The following is a 17200-nucleotide window of genomic DNA, read 5'->3' as shown; positions in this document are numbered from 1 at the left end:
GGGGTATCAACATATCTGGCGTTGACTTTTGGCACGCTGTTGAGTTCTCAAGGAACGGAAGCTTCCTTCGCGGCCGTTTCACCGGCCCCTCCGGGCTTTCCCTTCGTGTCTCCAACCTTACCAGACCCGTTTCGCGTTTCCGCTCTTCGTTTCCGGCCCCCTGTTGGAGCGGGGTTTTTTGTTTCGCGCCTTCCGGCGTGTCCGCTACTTTAGCGGATTTCCCTCCCGAGTCATAATCGACTCAGTCGAATCAAATTCCGGCACCCCGGAATTGACCCCGAGGGGTTGCCGTGCAGTAGTGGTTTGCCGCCGGGCGGCGTGAGTGGCTGCTCTGGATCGTGTCCGGTCCGAAGCAGCTTGATGACACTACACCACGCCCACGAACGGTTCAAACCTGTGGCCCGCAAGTGGTTTGAACCTTAGGCTGACCGACATGACCAAGCATGCGCACAGCACCCAGTGGTGGCCCGCCTGACGGCGGCCGACGCTCAGCGCATGCATCAGACGGCCGCCGCTTCGGCGGCCGTTGGCGTATCTGTTCCCCCACGCCGGCCGGCGGAAGCGGCGGTCACAGCCGTGACAGGCAGAGGGAGAGACAGCAGAGATGACGCGGATCTTCAGTGGGATCAAGCCGACGGGGCATCTGACTCTGGGCAACTACCTGGGAGCGGTGCGCAGGTGGGTGAAGACGGACCAGCACCGCGCGGATGCGCTGTTCTGCGTCGTTGATCTGCATGCGCTCACCGAGGATCACGATCTGGCGCGGGTGCGGCGGCTGAGTCGACAGGCGGCGAGCCTGTTGCTGGCGGCGGGGCTGGATCCCACCGTGTGCACGGTGTTCGTACAGAGTCATGTGGACGAGCACACGCGGCTGGCGTACGTGCTGGAGTGCACCGCCACGGACGGGGAGATGCGGCGGATGATCCAGTACAGGGAGAAGGAGGCGCAGGAGCGGGCTCGGGGCAGGAGTGTGCGGTTGTCTCTGCTGACGTATCCCGTTCTGATGGCGGCGGACATCCTCGCGTACGGCACGGACGAGGTGCCGGTGGGGGACGACCAGGCGCAGCATGTGGAGCTGACGCGGGATCTGGCGGTGCGGTTCAACCAGCGGTACGGGCACACCTTCACTGTGCCGAGGGCGGTGCATCCGGAGGTGGGGGCGCGTGTGATGAATCTGCAGGAGCCGGGTTCGAAGATGGGGAAGTCGGACGATGCGGGGCCCGGGATCGTCTATCTCCTCGATGAGCCGGACGTCATCCGTAAGAAGGTCATGCGGGCAGTGACGGACAGCGGCCGGGAAGTGGAGTACGACCGGGGGGCCAGGCCCGGGGTGGCGAATCTGCTGGACATCCTGGCGGGCTGCACGGGTGAGGAGCCGTCGGTGCTCGCCGAGGGGTACGACTCGTACGGCGCCCTGAAGAAGGACACGGCCGAGGCGGTGGTGGAGGCGCTGCGGCCGTTGCGGCAGCGGCATGCGGAGTTGTGTACGGACCTGGGGTATGTGGACGGGGTGCTGCGGGCCGGGGCGGAGCGGGCGCGGGGGTTGGCGCGGCCGACGGTTGACGCGGCTTACCGGGCGATCGGGCTTCTGCCGGCCGGGTGAAAGGCGCGGCGGTAGTCGCGGGGGCTGGTGGAGAGGCGGGCGGCGAAGTGCTGGCGCATGGTGATCTCGCTGCCGAAGCCGGTGCGGCGGGCGACTTCGGGCATGGGGAGGTCGGTGCGCTCCAGCAGCTTCTGGGCGGCGGAGACGCGCTGGTCGAGCAGCCAGCGCAGGGGCGTCGTGCCGGTGGTGGCGGCGAAGTGGCGGGCGAAGGAGCGGGGGGACATGCCGGCCCAGGCGGCGAGGTCGGCGACGGTGAGCGGTTCGTCGAGGTGCCGGAGGGCTCGCTCCCGTACGTCTGCGAGGGCGTCGGCCTCGCGGTCGACGCCGGGTGTGGGGTGCTCGATGAACTGCGCCTGGGTGCCGGTGCGGAAGGGGGCGGTGACCATGGAGCGGGCGATGGCGGCGGCCGCTTCTGCGCCGTGGGCCGTACGGACGAGGTGGAGGCAAAGGTCGATGCCGGCGGCGACGCCTGCGGAGGTCCACAGGCCGCCGTCCTCGACGAAGAGGGCGTCGGGGACGACCTGGACGGCGGGGTGGGCGTCGGAGAGGAGGCCGGTGAGGTTCCAGTGGGTGATGGCGCGGCGTCCGTCGAGGAGTCCGGCCTGGGCGAGGACGAAGGCGCCGCCGCACAGGGCGGCGATGGGTGTGCCGGCGTGGTGGGCGTGGCGCAGGGCGTCGAGTACGGGCTCCGGGACCGGTGTGAGGTGCTCCTCGAGGCCGGGGACGACGATGAGGTCGGCGCTGCGCAGCCAGTCCAGGTCGCGGTCGGGGGTGAGGGTGAGGCCGCCGGGCATGGTGACGGGGGCGCGGTCCGGGCCGCAGCGGCGTAGTTCGAAGGCTGGGGCGCCCCGGTCGGTGCGGTCGACTCCCCAGACCTCGGTGATGACGGCGACGTCGAAGGCGCGGATGCGCGGGAAGGCGACGAGGGCGATGCGCTGCATGCCTCCATGGTGGCACTAATTCATCGATGGTGGGCCTTGCTGCCACTGTCGGGGGCGTCCGCGCGTGAGCAGGATCGTAGCTATGGGAAACATGGAGATCGCGGAGAACGCGGCGCTGGTACTGATCGATGTGCAGAAGGGTTTCGACGACCCGGTGAACGGGCGCCGGAACAACCCGGGTGCCGAGGCGAACATGGAGCTGCTGCTCGACGCCTGGCAGGCGGCGGGGCGTCCGGTCGTCTTCGTACGGCACGACTCGCTCAAGCCGGATTCGCCACTGCGGCCTGGGCAGGAGGGGAATGACCTGCAGGACTTCGTGGAGGAGCGGCGTGGCAAGGGGGCGGGGCCGGAGCTGTTCCTGACGAAGAACGTGAACTCGGCGTTCATCGGTACGCCGGATCTGGGTGGGTGGCTCGACGAGAACGGCATCCGGCAGATCGTGGTGGCCGGGATCCAGACGAACTTCTGCACCGAGACGACCGCGCGGATGGGCGGCAACCTGGGGTACGAGGTGGTGTACCCGCTGGACGCGACGTACACCTTCGACCTGGAGGGGCCGTTCGGCTGGTCCCTGACCGCCGACGAACTGGCGCGGGCCACCGCCGTGAATCTGCACGGTGGTGGGTTCGCGACGGTCGTACGGACCGCTGACCTGCTCTGATCAGCCTTGGCCGGAGGCCAGCTCGCGGCTGCGGTCGCGGGCGGCCTCCAGGGCGGCGATGAGCGCGTGGCGTACGCCGTGCTTCTCCAGCTCGCGGATGGCGTTGATGGTGGTGCCGGCCGGGGAGGTGACGGCCTCGCGGAGTTTGACGGGGTGTTCGCCGGAGTCGCGGAGCATGATGGCGGCGCCGATGGCGGACTGGACGATGAGGTCGTGGGCCTGGGCACGGGGCAGGCCGAGGAGGATGCCGGCGTCGGTCATGGCCTCGACGAGGAAGTAGAAGTACGCGGGGCCGGAGCCGGAGAGGGCGGTGGCGGCGTCCTGCTGCTTCTCGGGGACGCGCAGCGTCTTGCCGACGGGGTTGAAGATCTCCTCGGTACGGAGGAGATGGGCCTCGGTGGCGTGGCTGCCGGCGGAGATGACGGACATGCCCTCGTCGACGAGTACGGGCGTGTTGGGCATGACGCGGACGACGGCGGTGCCCTCTGCGAGGCGGTCCTCGAAGAAGGCGGTGGGGATCCCTGCGGCGGCGCTGATGACCAGGCGGTCGGCGGTGACGTGCGAGGCGAGTTCGTCGAGCAGGGCGGACATGTCCTGCGGTTTGACGGCCAGGATGAGGGTGTCGGCGATCTTCGCGGCTTCGGCGTTGGTGACCGCCTCGACGCCGTAACGGGCCCGGAGTTCCTCGGCGCGCGCGGGGCGGCGCGCGGTGACCACGAGCTGGTCGGGCGCCCAGCCGGCGCGGATCATGCCGGAGAGAAGAGCTTCGCCGATCTTGCCGGTGCCGAGGACAGCCACTTTCTGGGTCATGGCCCTAGTTTCGCACCGTCTCAGGCGGTACGGCGGCGCAGGGTCGCGGCGCCGCCGGCGAGGGCGAGCAGGGCGCAGCCGGCGACGATGGCGAGGTCGCGTACGAAGTCGCCTGTGACGCCGGTGTGGGTGAGGACCTGCTTCATGCCGTCGACGGCGTACGACATGGGCAGGACGTTGGAGAGCCCTTCGAGCACGGGCTGCATGCTCGCGCGGGGAACGAGCAGCCCGCAGAGCAGGATCTGCGGCAGGATCACGGCCGGCATGAACTGGACGGCCTGGAACTCGCTGGCGGCGAAGGCGCTGACGAACAGCCCGAGGGCGGTGCCGAGAATGGCGTCGGCGAGGGCGACCAGGAGCAGCAGCCAGGCGGACCCGGTGACGTTGAGGCCGAGGACGAATATGGCGAGGCCGGTGGCCAGGACGGCCTGGAAGGCGGCGAGAGCGCCGAAGGCGAGGGCGTAGCCGGCGAGGAGGTCGCCCTTGGCCAACGGCATGGCGAGCAGCCGCTCGAGGGTGCCGGAGGTGCGCTCGCGCAGGGTCGCGATGGAGGTGACCAGGAACATCGTGATCAGCGGGAAGATGCCGAGGAGCGAGGCGCCGACGGAGTCGAAGGTGCGAGGGCTGGCGTCGTAGACCCAGTTCAGGAGCGCGAGCAGCACGCAGGGCACGACGAGCATCAGGGCGACGGTGCGCGGGTCGTGGCGCAGCTGGAGCAGCACGCGGCGGGCGGTGGCGAGGGTGCGGTGCGTGTTCACTGGGCGCTCTCCTGCAGGGACTTGGCCTCGTCGACGAGGCGGAGGAAGGCGGCTTCGATGGTGGGTGCGCTCATACGCTCCCGCAGGGCGTCGGGCGACTCTCCCCCAAACTCCGTTTGGGAGGTGCCCCCAGCCAGGATGCGGCCTTCGCGCATGAGGAGCAGGCGGTGGCAGCGCTCGGCCTCGTCCATGACGTGGGAGGAGATGAGGAGCGTGGCCGCTCGATCGGCGGCGAGGCGGTGGAAGAGCTCCCACAGGTCGCGGCGGAGGACGGGGTCGAGGCCGACGGTGGGCTCGTCCAGCACCAGCAGCTCGGGTTCGCCGAGGAGGGCGACGGCGAGGGAGACACGGCTGAGCTGCCCGCCGGAGAGGTTGCCGGCGAGGTCGCGGGCGTGGGAGGTGAGGTCGACGTCGGCGATGACGCGCGGGGTGTCGTCGGCGGGCGCGCCGAGGACGGCGGCGAAGTAGTCCAGGTTCTGGCGAACCGTCAGGTCGGCGTAGACGGAGGGTGCCTGGGTGACGTAGCCGACCCGGGAGCGCAGGGTGCGGTGGCCGGCGGGGAGGCCGAGTACGTCGAGGGTGCCGGTGACGTGGGCCTGGGTGCCGACGATGGCGCGCATCAGGGTGGACTTGCCGCAGCCGCTGGGGCCGAGCAGTCCGGTGATCTGGCCGCGCGGTACGGCGAAGTCGAGGGCGTTCAGGACGGTGCGGCCGCCGCGGACGACCTGGAGGCCGTGGGCGCGCACGGCGGGGCCGTCGGCGGGCCTGGCGCTGGTCGTCGGCGCTGCCCTCTCGGGTGCCCTTTCAGATTTATTCATCATGCGCTGAATAATGCTCCGGCGCACGACTCCCGTCAAGAGATGCACCCAGCGACCAGACATTTACAGAGCGTTTACCCAAGGGATTGCAAAATGCTCTTGGGATCTGGTCATATGGAGATCACGACCAGAGCGGGGACGGGGGTGAAGCATGCGTCGACTCACGGCAGTTGTGCGCGCCCTGGCGGTGAGCGCGGCGGTGCTGCTCGGCATCTTCCTCGCCGCGGGGCCGGCCTGCGCGCACACCGGCCCGGAGTCCTCGGTCGGCCGCGCCGAGCGGGTGGAGCCCATCGAGCGCGCTGAGCCGAAGCGCGAAAGCTGCCCGGCCCAGCGCAGCGGCAGCGGCTCCTTCACCGGCGTGCTGATGGCGCTGCCCGGTTCCCCTTACTCCCCGTCGCCCCCGCGTTCGCGATCGGCCGCGTACGGCGGCCCGACCGACGCCGATCCGGGCGCCGGCCAGGTCGCCCCGGTGGCTGCGGCCCGTACGGCCCGGCAGGCGGTACCGCTGAGCAGATCCGGTGAACTACCCGTGGCCCACCAGGTGTTCCGCTGCTGATCCGCGGCTGACAGGTGCCGTCGGCGCACGTGTCACTCCCCCCACCACCGGCTCGGCCCAACACCCCACCGCCCCTTCCGCTCCCCCACTCGGGCGCCAGGGACGTACTGGAGGCATCCTTCAATGCAGACCTTCATTGACCATGCCCGCGGCTTCAGCGACCGGATCGCCAACCGCAGCGAGGAGCGCGAGGAGTTCGCGCGGCTCGCCGCCGGGCAGTCCCCGCTGGCCCTCTTCATCACCTGCTCCGACTCCCGGGTGATCCCCTCCCTCTTCACCGGCGCCCGGCCCGGCGAGCTGTTCGAGCTCCGGACCGCCGGCAATGCCGTGCCACCGCACCGGGCCGGGCAGGCGCCCAGCTCGGAAGCCGCCACCGTCGAGTACGCGGTGCGCGTGCTCGACGTACGCGACGTGGTCGTGTGCGGGCACTCCCACTGCGGTGCCGTGGGCGCCGTGGCCCGCGGGGACGACCTCGGCGGCGTACCTGCCGTCCGCGACTGGCTGACCGAGCAGGTACCGGACGAACTGCCGGACGACGACGGCCCTGCCGTCACCTCGGCCGTGCAGCGGCATGTGCGCGAGCAGCTCGAGCGACTGCGCGGCTATCCGTGCGTACGCGAGCGGCTGGCCGAGCGGAAGCTGCGCCTGCACGGCTGGTTCTACGAGATACACACCGGCCTCGTGCTCGCCCACCAGCCCTCCGTCGACGCCTTCCTCCCCCTGTGAGCCGCCGTATGCGACGCCTCCCCCTGCCCTTGCCACCGTCCCTCTCCGTTCCCCGACTGTCCGTTCTGCGGGCCGACTTCACGGCATCGCTCGTCGTCTTCCTCGTCGCCCTGCCGCTGTGCGTGGGCGTGGCCGTCGCCTCCGGCGTGCCGGCCGAACTGGGCCTGGTCACCGGCATCGTCGGCGGCCTGGTCACCGGGCTGCTGCCCGGCAGCAGCCTGCAGGTGTCCGGCCCGGCGGCCGGGCTGACGGTGTTGGTATACGAAGCCGTGCAGTCGTACGGGCTGCGGGCACTCGGCGTGCTGGTGCTGGCCGCGGGGCTGCTGCAGCTGGCCATGGGCGCGCTGCGGCTCGGCCGCTGGTTCCGGGCGATATCCGTCGCCGTCGTGCACGGCATGCTGGCCGGCATCGGCTTGGTCCTGATGGCCGGGCAGGTCTACGCGCTGGCCGACGCCAAGGCGCCCAGCAGTGGCCTGGCGAAGCTCGCCGGGATTCCGGGTCTGGTCGCGGACACCATCGGCTCCGGCCCCTCGCTGACCGCGCTCGCGCTGGGCGCCGGCACCATCGTGCTGCTGATGGTCTGGCCCAGGCTGCCCGCTGCCGTGCAGACGGTGCCGGGCTCGCTGGCGGCGGTCGCACTGGCGACGGCGGCGACAGCGGTGTTCGATCTTCCGGTGGCCCGGGTGGAGGTCAGGGGCCTGCTGGATGCCGTCCAGCCGCCCGGCGGTTCGGAATTCGCCCAGCTCGCCCACATCGGGACCCTCAGCACGGTGCTCGCCTTCACCCTGATCGCCTCGGCGGAGAGTCTGTTCAGCGCGGCGGCCGTGGACCGGCTGCACGACGGGCCGCGTACGGACTACGACAAGGAGCTGATGGCCCAGGGCGCGGGCAATGCGGTGTGCGGGGCGCTCGGAGCGCTGCCGATGACCGCGGTGATCGTGCGCAGCGCGGCCAATCTGCAGGCGGGCGCCCGCACCAAGGCCTCGCGGGTGCTGCACGGCGTCTGGCTGCTGGTCTTCGTCGTCCTGCTGCCGGGGGCACTCGGCGTGATCCCGGTGGCGGCGCTGGCGGGCGTGCTGGTGGTCGCGGGCTGGAAGCTCATTCCGGTGAAGACACTGGGGGCCCTGTGGCGCGAGCACCGGGGCGAGGCGGTGGTGCTGGGCACGACGGCCGGCGCGATCGTCGTCACGAACATGTTCGAGGGGGTGGTGTTCGGGCTGCTGATGGCCGTGGTGAAGACCGCGTGGGACACCTCGCACGTGCATGTGGAGATGGACGACGGAAGCGACGTCGTGGCCGTACGGGTCATGGGCAACGCGACCTTTTTGCGGCTGCCGAAGCTGCTCGACCAGTTGGAGGCGCTGCCGCGCGACCGGCCCATCGAGCTGGACCTGCGGCGGCTGCGACACCTCGACCATGCGTGCGAGATGGCCCTGCTGGGCTGGGCCGACCGGCACAACGGTGAGGGGGTGGAGCCGGTGCGGGTCGCGCACGAGAGGCCGGTGAGCGCGTCGGGGCTGTCTCAGGGTCATCCCCTATAGCGTTCGGGCCGCCCGCGCAGGACCGTGGCGGTATGAGGCGTTCTACCGATGTATCCAGGACCGAGAAGCGGCAGCTCGCCGTCGCTTCCGCGACTCTTGGGCCCTGGCGGCCCGCCGCCGCCGTCGGCGCGATCGGCGGCGGCGTGTCGCTCGCCCTCGACAGCGTCACCGGCCACTTCGGGCTCGGCGTCCTCGCCGGCTCCCTGTCGGTCGCCCTGATGCTCTTCTTCCTCGTCGGCGGCACGGGGGCGGTCCTCGGCCGCAAGGCCGGCACCGATCGCGGCCTACGGCGCTGGGCCCGGGCCCACCCCTGGCAGGTCGCCGCGGTGCCGGCCGGTGCGCTGCTCGTCACCGACCTCGTCATGCGGCAGATCCTGACCTCCGAGGGATTCTTCGGCAGCCTGTGGGACGGCCTGTGGCGAGCCGTGATCGTCGCCGGCGTGGTGGGCGTCGTCGGATCGGTGGCGGCCTCGCGCCGTAAGTTGTGAGTCGTGACTAACGCTTGACGGCGACCGTCACGTCGACCCGGTACGGCTCCTCCACAGTGCCGTCGGGGAAGACCCGCAGCAGTTCCGCGCGCTCGTCGGCGAAGATCGCGTCCCGCTCCTGCTCGCCGAGCACCGCGAAGTAGGAGTGGGTCGCGAGGTTCGCCAGGTGCTCGTCGAGAGACACCCGCCGGGTCCACCGGACGTCCTGCTGCGTGACGCGCAGCGGTAGACCGAGGTCCTCGCGTACAGCGCGGCTATGGAATTGAACGACGCGGCGAAGGCGCTCTGGGGCAGGTTGGTCATACCTCCATCCTGCCCCTCCGCGCCCCGCCTCCATGCGAAGGCGTCAGGCGCAGCGGCCCGCGATGTAGCCGTCGCTACCGGTGTTGACGTAGGCGTCGGAGACGAACTGGTCGGGACCGATGTTGTCCCAGATGCTCGACGTGCCGTAATAGCCGCTAACCGTGGTGCCGGGACTCTGGCAGTAGATGTTCACCTTGGCGTCGTACGGCAGGACCTTCACGATCTGATAGCTCGTACCAGGGCCCCTGTGGACATTGAGCCGGACATTCGGAGCGACCTGGTACAGCGTGGACGCGCTTGCACTGGTGGTAGTTCCGACCACGAAAACAAGTGCTCCGGCCAAACCGGCCATCAGCAGTCCACGCTTGCCGATCATCCTCATCGAGTACCCCTGTGTCTTGTGCTGGCTGTCACGCGCAGCGCGGCGCGACGTAGCCGTCGCTGCCGGTCTTCACATACGCGTCGGAGACGTACTGGCTGGGATTGATGTTGTCCCAGAGGTTGCTCGTGCCGTAGTAGCCGTCGACGGTCGTGCCCGGCGACTGGCAGTAGATGGTCACACGCGCGTCGTACGGCAGGACCTTCACGACGGGATAGCCCGTTCCGGGGCCGCTGCGGACATTGAGCCGGAGGCCGGGGGCCACCGGATAGGTGTCCGCGGCACTCGCAACCGTGGCGGTGCCCACGACCATGGCGAGTGCACCCGCCAGGCCGGCCGTCAGCAGGCCACTTCGCCTTCCGATCCCCATCATCGTTGCCTCCTCAGGCGCAGCGGCCGGTGACGTAGCCGTCACTGCCGGTGTCAACGTAGGCGTCGGAGATGAACTGGTCGGAACTGATGTTGTCCCAGATGCTCGACGTGCCGTAATAGCCGTTGACCTTCGTGCCCGGGCTCTGGCAGTAGATGATCACCTTGGCGTCGTACGGCAGGACCCTCACCACCGGATAGCTGGTACCGGGACCGCTGCGGACGTTGAGCCGGATGCCCGGGGCGACCTTGTAGGTGACGGACTCGGCGCTCACACTCTCAGCCGTTTGCTCGGCCATATTGACCTTCCCCCATGAATTCACGCTCTGTCACGCGGCAGGCTAGCAAGCCGAACACCCTACTTTCAGGTCATCGGCTAGGCTCCGCCTGTCGCGGCTCGCACGAACACACGGGGGTGGTGGGATGCCGCCGCTGAACAGCTACCGGAGGGATCCGGAAGCGGAACATCCGCAATACGCGGGGCAGTACCGGTTGGAGAGCGTTCTCGGCTCCGGCGGGATGGGAGTCGTCTACCTGTCGCACTCGACCTCCGGGAAGCGCCTGGCGGTGAAGGTCGTGCACGAGGAACTCGCGGCGGACCCCGAGTTCAGGGCGCGCTTCCGGCAGGAGGTCGCGGCTGCCCGAAGGGTGAGCGGTGCCTTCACGGCGCCCGTCGTGGACGCTGATCCCGAAGCCGAACGACCTTGGATGGCAACGCTGTTCATCCCCGGACCGACCCTCTCCGAATTCGTCAAACGGAAGGGCCCACTGCCTGCCGCCGAACTCCGGCACGTGATGACCGGGCTGACCGAGGCGCTGCGCGATATTCACCGGGCCGGTGTCGTCCACCGCGATCTGAAGCCGAGCAATGTGCTGCTCGCCGCCGACGGCCCCAAGGTGATCGACTTCGGGATCTCCCGGCCGTCGGACAGCGCACTGCGTACGGAGACGGGCAAGCTGATCGGCACCCCGCCCTTCATGGCCCCCGAGCAGTTCAGCCAGCCTCGATCGGTCGGGCCCGCCGCGGACGTGTTCGCGATGGCATCGGTTCTGGTACACGCAGCCACCGGACGTGGCCCATTCGACTCCGACAGTCCCTATGTCGTGGCGTATCAAGTCGTGCACGACAAACCAGTTCTGAAGGGCATTCCGGAGGACCTGCTGCCGCTGATCGAACGCTGCCTGGCCAAGGAGCCCGAGGAACGACCGACCCCGGACATCCTGATGGCGGAGCTGCGAGCCGTTTCGGCTTCGTACGACACGCAGTCGTTCGCCCAGTTCGATACGACGAGCTTCGTGCCGGCGCAGCGGCAGCCGGTCCATGACGAGCACGTCAGCCAGGCGCTCAAACCCGAAAGCCGTCCCCGCGTCTCCCGGCGCACAGCCACGGCCGCTGTCGCCCTCGGTGCAACGCTCGCTGTACTGGGCACCGCCGGGGTCCTGGCCGCACAGCGATTCACAGGCCCGGAGCGAAGCGATCCCGCGGGCACACCCAACGCGGGGACGAGTGCCTTCCGCTCATGGGACCGGGTCCTGGGCAATGGCACCGCCACGCCGGTCTGCTCGTATGCGGCTACCGCGCCCGCCCTGTTCTGCGCGGGGCCTGGCGTAAAGGCCGCGAGGCTCGATCCGGCCACCGGAAGGGTGCTGTGGTCGCGGTCGGCCGGGTCTGCGAGCAACCGCGACACCGGCCGCCCCGCGCCCGTGCTGAGGGACGGGGTGCTGCGGGTCGTCACACCGGACGGATCCCGCCTGGAGGGGCTGGCTCCGGCCACCGGCAAGGCCCGGTGGACGGTCGACATCTCCACGTACAACGGCGGCTTCTGCAATGCGGGCGACGTGGTCCTGCTCGTCGCGCCCGGGGGCAGCGTCACGGCGATCGACGGCGCGACCGGCAAGGAGCGCTGGCACCGCACGCTGCCTGGCCACGCCCAGCCGGTGCTGACGGCGTGCGGCGACGACTCCGTCTACGCGGCCGAGCAGGCCGGCGACGGGGCCAGCACACTGATCAGCGCCGTGAATCCGGCGAGCGGCAAGGTGGACTGGCAGCGTCGCCTGGACGGGACTCTCACGCCGGTCGGGGTTTCGGGCGGTGCTCTGTATCTCACGGAGGCCAACGACGCCTCCCAGACCGACGCGGTCGTGCGGTACGACCCCGTTCACCGCAAGGCGGTGCGCGTACCTCTTGCCCAGCCCTTGGAGAACACCGAGAGCACGTTGCAGGGCACCCGGGTCTACCTCCTCAGCCACCGAGGCGCCCTCGTGGCGGTCGACACCGCCCACCGGGCCCAGCTGTGGCGCACCGAGACCTCGGTGGCCGAAGCATCGAAGCCCGTCGTGTCCGGTGGGCGGCTGTACTTCACGGCAGCCGACGGGCGGCTGCTGGCGGTGGATGCCGCGAGCGGTGTGCCCACGGGCCAGACGAGGGCACGCATCGGCAAGGACCCGAGCCGCTACGTGCAGTCGGTGCCGGCCCCGCTCGCCGTCGGCGGCAGGGTGTACGCGACCGCGCCCGACGGGACGGTCTTCGCCGTGGACGCGAAGGACCCCTCCCGCTGGTGAGGCGGGAGGGGTCCGGGGCCGTGAGGAGAAAGGCGTCAGCCGTCAAGACGGCTGATGTCGCGGACGGCGCCCTTGTCGGCGCTGGTGGCCATGGCGGCGTACGCCTTGAGGGCGGCCGAGACCTTGCGGTCGCGGGCCTTGGGGGCGTAGACGCCGCCGAGGGCGTCGCGGCGGGCGGCGAGCACGTCGTCGGGGACGACGAGGTCGATGGTGCGGCCCGGGATGTCGATGCGGATGAGATCGCCGTCCTCGACAAGGGCGATGGTGCCGCCGGACGCGGCCTCGGGGGAGGCGTGGCCGATGGAGAGGCCCGAAGTGCCGCCGGAGAAGCGGCCGTCGGTGACGAGGGCGCAGGCCTTGCCGAGGCCGCGGCCCTTCAGGAAGGAGGTGGGGTAGAGCATTTCCTGCATGCCGGGGCCGCCGCGGGGACCCTCGTAGCGGATGACGACGACGTCGCCTTCCTTGATCTGCTTCTTGAGGATCTTGTCGACGGCCTCGTCCTGCGACTCGCAGACGACGGCCGGCCCCTCGAAGGTCCAGATGGACTCGTCGACGCCCGCGGTCTTCACGACGCAGCCGTCCACGGCCAGGTTGCCCTTGAGCACCGCCAGGCCGCCGTCCTTGGAGTAGGCGTGCTCGGCGGAGCGGATGCAGCCTTCGGCGGCGTCCGTGTCGAGGGTCTCCCAGCGCTCGGACTGCGAGAAGGCGGTTGCGGAGCGCTTGCAGCCGGGGGCGGCGTGCCAGAGCTCGACGGCCTCGGCGGAGGGGGAACCGCCGCGCACGTCCCAGGTCTTGAGCCAGTCGTCCAGGGAGGGGCTGTGGACGGTGTGGACGTCCTCGTTGAGCAGGCCGCCGCGGTAGAGCTCACCGAGGATGGCGGGGATGCCACCGGCGCGATGGACGTCCTCCATGTAGTACGTACGGTTCTTCGCGACGTTCGGCGCGACCTTGGCCAGGCACGGCACGCGGCGCGAGACGGCGTCGATCTCGGCGAGGCCGAAGGGCACCTCCGCCTCCTGGGCGGCGGCGAGGAGGTGCAGGATCGTGTTGGTGGAGCCGCCCATGGCGATGTCGAGGGCCATGGCGTTCTCGAAGGCCGCGAAGGTGGCGATGTTGCGCGGCAGGACGGTCTCGTCGTCCTGCTCGTAGTAGCGCTTCGTCAGCTCGACGACCGTACGGCCCGCGTTCTCGTACAGGGCCTTGCGGGCGGTGTGCGTGGCCAGGACCGAGCCGTTGCCGGGGAGGGAGAGCCCGATGGCCTCGGTGAGGCAGTTCATCGAGTTGGCGGTGAACATGCCGGAACAGGACCCGCACGTCGGGCAGGCGGCCTCCTCGATACGGAGGATGTCCGCGTCGGAGATCTTGTCGTTGACGGCGTCGGACATCGCGTCGATCAGGTCGAGGGTGCGGACCGTGCCGTCGACGAGGGTCGCCTTGCCGGCCTCCATGGGGCCGCCGGAGACGAAGACGGTGGGGATGTTGAGGCGCAGGGCGGCCATCAGCATGCCCGGGGTGATCTTGTCGCAGTTGGAGATGCAGATCAGGGCATCCGCGCAGTGCGCCTCGACCATGTACTCGACGGAGTCGGCGATCAGGTCCCGGGAGGGCAGCGAGTACAGCATGCCGCCGTGCCCCATGGCGATGCCGTCGTCGACGGCGATGGTGTTGAACTCGCGGGGCACCGCGCCCGCCGCCTTGATCGCCTCACTGACGATCCGGCCGACCGGCTGGAGGTGGGTGTGGCCCGGTACGAACTCGGTGAAGCTGTTGGCGACGGCGATGATCGGCTTCCCGATATCGGCGCTGTCGACTCCGGAGGCGCGCATCAGGGCGCGGGCTCCTGCCATGTTGCGGCCGTGGGTGACCGTACGTGACCTCAGCTCGGGCACGGTTGCTCCACTCTCTACCATTCCGTCATCGGATCCTTCGAGCGTACGCCTGCGGCTGCCGGCCCCGACAGGGTGTCCGCATGCCGGACTCGGCGTCCACGTTACGGACGAGGCCCCTGGTCACGAGCTTCCGGCTTCCGGGTGAGGGTCAGCCGGCCAGGTAACCCTGGAGTGTCGGGGCGACCATCGCGATGACCTCGTCGATGTCCGCCGACGCTACTGGTTCCGCCTTGATGACGTATCGAAGCATCGCGATCCCGATCAGCTGCGCCGCCGCGAGCTGGGCCCGCAGCTGCGGATCGGGCACGTGCAGCCCCTCGGCGACCGGCACCAGCAGCCGCCGGGTGACCAGCTCGCGGAGAACTGCCGCCGCCGCCTCGTTGCTCACCGCCGAGCGCAGGATGGCCAGCAGCGGCTCGCGCGTGGCGGGCGACTCCCAGATCCCGAAGATGAAGCGGGCCATCCGCTCGCCGGTCCCGGCCGGGTCCCCGGTGGCCACGGCGACCGGCGCGCGCAGGGCCGGGGCGAAGCTCACCTCGATGGCGGCGGCGAAGACCTGGTCCTTCGTACCGAAGTAGTGGTGGACCAGCGCCGAGTCGACCCCGGCGGCCTTTGCGATGGAGCGGATCGAGGTCTTGTCGTAGCCCCGCTCGGAGAACTCCGTACGCGCCTCCGCCAGGATCCGGTCCCGGGTCCCGGCGTCGCCCGCGCGAGCCCCGGACGGGCGGCCCCGGCGGCGGGGCGCGGACTCCGACGACGACGCGGACGAGGCGGGCGACGCGGACGAGGCGGACGAGGCGGACGACCCGGGCATCAGCCCACCTGTGCGGCGGCGGCCAGGTGCAGCCGGGTGAAGGCCAGCGCCTCCGCGAGGTCCGCCTCGCGCTCGGCGGCCGTCATGGCGCGCCGGGTGTTGACCTCGATCACCACGTGGCCGTCGAAGCCGCGGGCGGCGAGCCGCTCCAGGAGCTCGGCGCAGGGCTGGGTGCCGCGACCGGGGACCAGGTGCTCGTCCTTGCCGGAGCCGCTGCCGTCCGCCAAGTGCACGTGCGCCAGCCGGTCACCCATACGGTCGAACATCTCCAGGGCCGCGCTGCGGGCGGTCGCGGTGTGGGAGAGGTCGACGGTGAAGTGCCGGTAGTCGTCGTTGGTGGGGTCCCAGTCGGGGGCATACGCGAGCATCTCGCGGTCGCGGTAGCGCCAGGGGTACATGTTCTCGACGGCGAAGCGGATGTCGGTCTCGTCCGCCATCCGCCAGATCCCGCGGACGAAATCCCGCGCGTAGTTGCGCTGCCACCGGAAGGGCGGGTGGACCACGACGGTCGACGCGCCCAGCTTCTCGGCCGCCGCCTGGGCGCGCTGCAGCTTGACCCAGGGGTCGGTGGACCACACCCGCTGGGTGATCAGCAGGCAGGGCGCGTGCACGGCCAGGATGGGGATGCCGTGGTAGTCCGACAGGCGGCGCAGCGCCTCTATGTCCTGGCTGACCGGGTCCGTCCAGACCATGACCTCGACCCCGTCGTAGCCCAGCCGGGCCGCGATCTCGAAGGCCGTGGCCGTCGACTCCGGGTAGACGGAGGCGGTGGACAGCGCCACCTTCGCGTCGGGCACACGCACCGTGTGCCCGGCCGCGAGTGCGTCGTCGTACGCCTTCGGGTCAGCTGGTTGAGCCACGGGGAACAGCGTACGGCGGCCGGTCGGCCGGACGGCGCATCGATGCCAGCCGACGTGACGCGAAAGACACCGATCGGTTCACCCTCAGCCGCGTTCGTTGACCATCAGGTCGAGCTTGCGCAGGATCACACCCTCGCGCAGCGCCCACGGGCAGATCTCCAGCTCAGGGACCCCGAACAGGTCCATCGCCGCGTCCGCCACCAGTGCCCCCGCGAGGAGCTGCCGCGCCCGCCCCTCAGAGACCCCCGGCAGGGCGATGCGCTCCGCCTCCGTCATCGTCGCGAGCCGCGGAACCCACTCCTCCAGGGAGTGGCGCGTCAGCGTGCGCTGTACGTACAGCCCGTCCCCGGAGCGGGCGGCACCGGCGATCCGGGCCAGTTGCTTGAAGGTCTTCGACGTACCGACTATGTGGTCCGGCCGGCCCAGACGGCTGAACTCCGCGACCGTACGGCCGATTTCCGCCCGTACGTGTTTGCGCAGGGACCGTACGTCCTCCGGCGCCGGCGGGTCGCCCGGCAGCCAGCCGCTGGTCAGCCGGCCCGCGCCCAGCGGCAGCGACAGGGCTGCGTCCGGGTCCTCGTCCATGCCGAAGCCGACCTCCAGCGAACCGCCGCCGATGTCCAGGAGCAGCAGCCGCCCCGCCGACCAACCGAACCAGCGACGCGCGGCCAGGAAGGTCAGCCGCGCCTCGTCCTCGCCCGACAGCACCGTCAGTGCCACGCCCGTCTCGGCGGCGACCCGCGCGAGCACCTGCTCCCCGTTGGCCGCCTCCCGTACGGCCGACGTGGCGAAGGGCAGCACATCCTCCACGCCCTTGTCCTCCGCGACCTCCAGCGCCTCCGCGACCGTGGCGACGAGCCGCTCCACGCCGTCCTCGTGGATCGCGCCGTCCTCCTCGATGAGCTCCGCCAGCCGCAGCTCCGCCTTGTGGGAGTAGGCCGGCAGCGGGCGCGCCCCGGGATGCGCGTCCATGACCAGCAGATGAACCGTATTTGAACCCACGTCGAGGACACCGAGTCTCATGCCCGAAAAGGTACTGCGCCACGCGCCGCCCCGGGGCAACCGGGGTACGCGCTCGTTTTGCTTCACATGCTTACCCTGACTCCGTGGCGAAGACCAAGA

The 17200-nt window shown here is 70.3% G+C and carries 19 protein-coding genes; 7 read left to right on the top strand and 12 right to left on the bottom strand.

What is annotated here, in order from left to right; translation table 11 throughout:
- The first annotated feature begins 604 nt into the window (after positions 1-604).
- Positions 605-1603: a tryptophan--tRNA ligase gene (gene trpS / locus EFK10_RS36670; protein WP_127359959.1), complete on the top strand. Its 999-nt coding sequence runs from the start codon at positions 605-607 to the stop codon at positions 1601-1603.
- Here trpS and EFK10_RS36665 read toward each other — a convergent pair.
- Positions 1570-2544 (bottom strand): GlxA family transcriptional regulator, encoded by a 975-nt coding sequence (locus EFK10_RS36665; protein ID WP_127359958.1) that lies wholly within the window; start codon positions 2542-2544, stop codon positions 1570-1572. The two genes, trpS and EFK10_RS36665, sit on opposite strands and share 34 nt — an antisense overlap.
- A gap of 91 nt (positions 2545-2635) precedes the next feature.
- On the opposite strand from EFK10_RS36665, the gene EFK10_RS36660 reads away from it, so the two are divergent.
- Positions 2636-3205 carry a cysteine hydrolase family protein gene (locus EFK10_RS36660; protein ID WP_127359972.1) on the top strand — a complete coding sequence of 190 codons (570 nt, stop codon included), beginning with the start codon at positions 2636-2638 and terminating at the stop codon, positions 3203-3205.
- Here EFK10_RS36660 and proC read toward each other — a convergent pair whose 3' ends face one another.
- From proC to EFK10_RS36645, 3 genes are read right to left on the bottom strand one after another with little or no spacing between them, the layout of a single operon-like run.
- Complete coding sequence (gene proC / locus EFK10_RS36655; protein ID WP_127359957.1) at positions 3206-4015, bottom strand: pyrroline-5-carboxylate reductase; 810 nt, start codon at positions 4013-4015, stop codon at positions 3206-3208.
- A gap of 20 nt (positions 4016-4035) precedes the next feature.
- Entirely contained in the window at positions 4036-4773 is a 738-nt protein-coding gene (locus EFK10_RS36650) for an ABC transporter permease (RefSeq protein WP_127359956.1), read from the bottom strand.
- On the bottom strand, positions 4770-5594 hold the full coding sequence (locus tag EFK10_RS36645) for an ABC transporter ATP-binding protein (RefSeq protein WP_127359955.1): 825 nt from the start codon (positions 5592-5594) through the stop codon (positions 4770-4772). Before EFK10_RS36645 ends, EFK10_RS36650 begins: the two co-directional genes overlap by 4 nt.
- A 148-nt stretch (positions 5595-5742) precedes the next feature.
- Here EFK10_RS36645 and EFK10_RS36640 point away from each other — a divergent pair, with 148 nt between their 5' ends.
- The 4 genes from EFK10_RS36640 (at position 5743) to EFK10_RS36625 (ending at position 8902) form a co-directional block, all read left to right on the top strand.
- Complete coding sequence (locus EFK10_RS36640) at positions 5743-6147, top strand: hypothetical protein (RefSeq protein ID WP_127359954.1); 405 nt, start codon at positions 5743-5745, stop codon at positions 6145-6147.
- Between the two features lie 123 nt (positions 6148-6270).
- A complete protein-coding gene (locus EFK10_RS36635; RefSeq protein ID WP_127359953.1) occupies positions 6271-6873 on the top strand; it encodes a carbonic anhydrase in 603 nt (200 codons plus the stop codon).
- 8 nt (positions 6874-6881) lie between these two features.
- On the top strand, positions 6882-8414 hold the full coding sequence (locus EFK10_RS36630; RefSeq protein WP_127359952.1) for a SulP family inorganic anion transporter: 1533 nt from the start codon (positions 6882-6884) through the stop codon (positions 8412-8414).
- Between the two features lie 32 nt (positions 8415-8446).
- Positions 8447-8902, top strand: coding sequence for a hypothetical protein (locus tag EFK10_RS36625; protein WP_127359951.1), 456 nt, complete (start codon positions 8447-8449; stop codon positions 8900-8902).
- Positions 8903-8909: 7 nt separating this feature from the next.
- Here the strand turns inward: EFK10_RS36625 and EFK10_RS48070 are convergent, their stop codons facing one another.
- The 4 genes from EFK10_RS48070 to EFK10_RS36610 all read right to left on the bottom strand — a co-directional run bounded on the left by EFK10_RS48070 (position 8910) and on the right by EFK10_RS36610 (position 10252).
- A complete protein-coding gene (locus EFK10_RS48070) occupies positions 8910-9086 on the bottom strand; it encodes a hypothetical protein (RefSeq protein WP_164836295.1) in 177 nt (58 codons plus the stop codon).
- A 162-nt stretch (positions 9087-9248) separates the two neighbouring features.
- On the bottom strand, positions 9249-9557 hold the full coding sequence (locus EFK10_RS36620; RefSeq protein WP_240677695.1) for an SH3 domain-containing protein: 309 nt from the start codon (positions 9555-9557) through the stop codon (positions 9249-9251).
- 58 nt (positions 9558-9615) lie between these two features.
- On the bottom strand, positions 9616-9957 hold the full coding sequence (locus tag EFK10_RS36615) for an SH3 domain-containing protein (protein WP_127359950.1): 342 nt from the start codon (positions 9955-9957) through the stop codon (positions 9616-9618).
- Between the two features lie 10 nt (positions 9958-9967).
- On the bottom strand, positions 9968-10252 hold the full coding sequence (locus EFK10_RS36610) for an SH3 domain-containing protein (RefSeq protein ID WP_127359949.1): 285 nt from the start codon (positions 10250-10252) through the stop codon (positions 9968-9970).
- A gap of 124 nt (positions 10253-10376) precedes the next feature.
- Between EFK10_RS36610 and EFK10_RS36605 the strand changes: the two genes are divergently transcribed.
- Complete coding sequence (locus tag EFK10_RS36605) at positions 10377-12515, top strand: protein kinase domain-containing protein (RefSeq protein ID WP_127359948.1); 2139 nt, start codon at positions 10377-10379, stop codon at positions 12513-12515.
- A gap of 35 nt (positions 12516-12550) precedes the next feature.
- Here EFK10_RS36605 and ilvD read toward each other — a convergent pair whose 3' ends face one another.
- The 4 genes from ilvD to EFK10_RS36585 form a co-directional block, all read right to left on the bottom strand.
- Positions 12551-14404, bottom strand: a complete 1854-nt coding sequence (ilvD, locus tag EFK10_RS36600; protein WP_127359947.1) for a dihydroxy-acid dehydratase — start codon at positions 14402-14404, stop codon at positions 12551-12553.
- A 148-nt stretch (positions 14405-14552) separates the two neighbouring features.
- Positions 14553-15218 carry a TetR/AcrR family transcriptional regulator gene (locus EFK10_RS36595; RefSeq protein ID WP_127359946.1) on the bottom strand — a complete coding sequence of 222 codons (666 nt, stop codon included), beginning with the start codon at positions 15216-15218 and terminating at the stop codon, positions 14553-14555.
- On the bottom strand, positions 15218-16021 hold the full coding sequence (locus EFK10_RS36590; RefSeq protein ID WP_127359970.1) for a sugar phosphate isomerase/epimerase family protein: 804 nt from the start codon (positions 16019-16021) through the stop codon (positions 15218-15220). Before EFK10_RS36590 ends, EFK10_RS36595 begins: the two co-directional genes overlap by 1 nt.
- Before the next feature lie 141 nt (positions 16022-16162).
- Positions 16163-17101 (bottom strand): Ppx/GppA phosphatase family protein, encoded by a 939-nt coding sequence (locus EFK10_RS36585; RefSeq protein WP_127359945.1) that lies wholly within the window; start codon positions 17099-17101, stop codon positions 16163-16165.
- Positions 17102-17200 lie beyond the last annotated feature (99 nt).

Source organism: Streptomyces soli (assembly GCF_003999195.1).
GTDB classification, from domain to species: Bacteria; Actinomycetota; Actinomycetes; order Streptomycetales; family Streptomycetaceae; genus Actinacidiphila; species Actinacidiphila soli.
The sequence above is the reverse complement of the archived record's forward strand: the minus strand, read 5'-3'. Positions and strand labels throughout refer to the sequence as shown.

Bases quoted from the DNA above. Each gene is read 5' to 3' on its own strand.
- EFK10_RS36620 (WP_240677695.1), bottom strand. From the start codon at position 9,557: ATGGCCGGTTTGGCCGGAGCACTTGTTTTCGTGGTCGGAACTACCACC.
- EFK10_RS36585 (WP_127359945.1), bottom strand. From the start codon at position 17,101: ATGAGACTCGGTGTCCTCGACGTGGGTTCAAATACGGTTCATCTGCTG.
- EFK10_RS36595 (WP_127359946.1), bottom strand. From the start codon at position 15,218: ATGCCCGGGTCGTCCGCCTCGTCCGCCTCGTCCGCGTCGCCCGCCTCG.
- EFK10_RS36615 (WP_127359950.1), bottom strand. From the start codon at position 9,957: ATGATGGGGATCGGAAGGCGAAGTGGCCTGCTGACGGCCGGCCTGGCG.
- EFK10_RS36640 (WP_127359954.1), top strand. From the start codon at position 5,743: ATGCGTCGACTCACGGCAGTTGTGCGCGCCCTGGCGGTGAGCGCGGCG.
- EFK10_RS36635 (WP_127359953.1), top strand. From the start codon at position 6,271: ATGCAGACCTTCATTGACCATGCCCGCGGCTTCAGCGACCGGATCGCC.
- EFK10_RS36660 (WP_127359972.1), top strand. From the start codon at position 2,636: ATGGAGATCGCGGAGAACGCGGCGCTGGTACTGATCGATGTGCAGAAG.
- EFK10_RS36665 (WP_127359958.1), bottom strand. From the start codon at position 2,544: ATGCAGCGCATCGCCCTCGTCGCCTTCCCGCGCATCCGCGCCTTCGAC.
- EFK10_RS36645 (WP_127359955.1), bottom strand. From the start codon at position 5,594: ATGATGAATAAATCTGAAAGGGCACCCGAGAGGGCAGCGCCGACGACC.
- EFK10_RS36630 (WP_127359952.1), top strand. From the start codon at position 6,882: ATGCGACGCCTCCCCCTGCCCTTGCCACCGTCCCTCTCCGTTCCCCGA.
- trpS (WP_127359959.1), top strand. From the start codon at position 605: ATGACGCGGATCTTCAGTGGGATCAAGCCGACGGGGCATCTGACTCTG.
- EFK10_RS36625 (WP_127359951.1), top strand. From the start codon at position 8,447: ATGAGGCGTTCTACCGATGTATCCAGGACCGAGAAGCGGCAGCTCGCC.
- EFK10_RS36610 (WP_127359949.1), bottom strand. From the start codon at position 10,252: ATGGCCGAGCAAACGGCTGAGAGTGTGAGCGCCGAGTCCGTCACCTAC.
- EFK10_RS36605 (WP_127359948.1), top strand. From the start codon at position 10,377: ATGCCGCCGCTGAACAGCTACCGGAGGGATCCGGAAGCGGAACATCCG.
- proC (WP_127359957.1), bottom strand. From the start codon at position 4,015: ATGACCCAGAAAGTGGCTGTCCTCGGCACCGGCAAGATCGGCGAAGCT.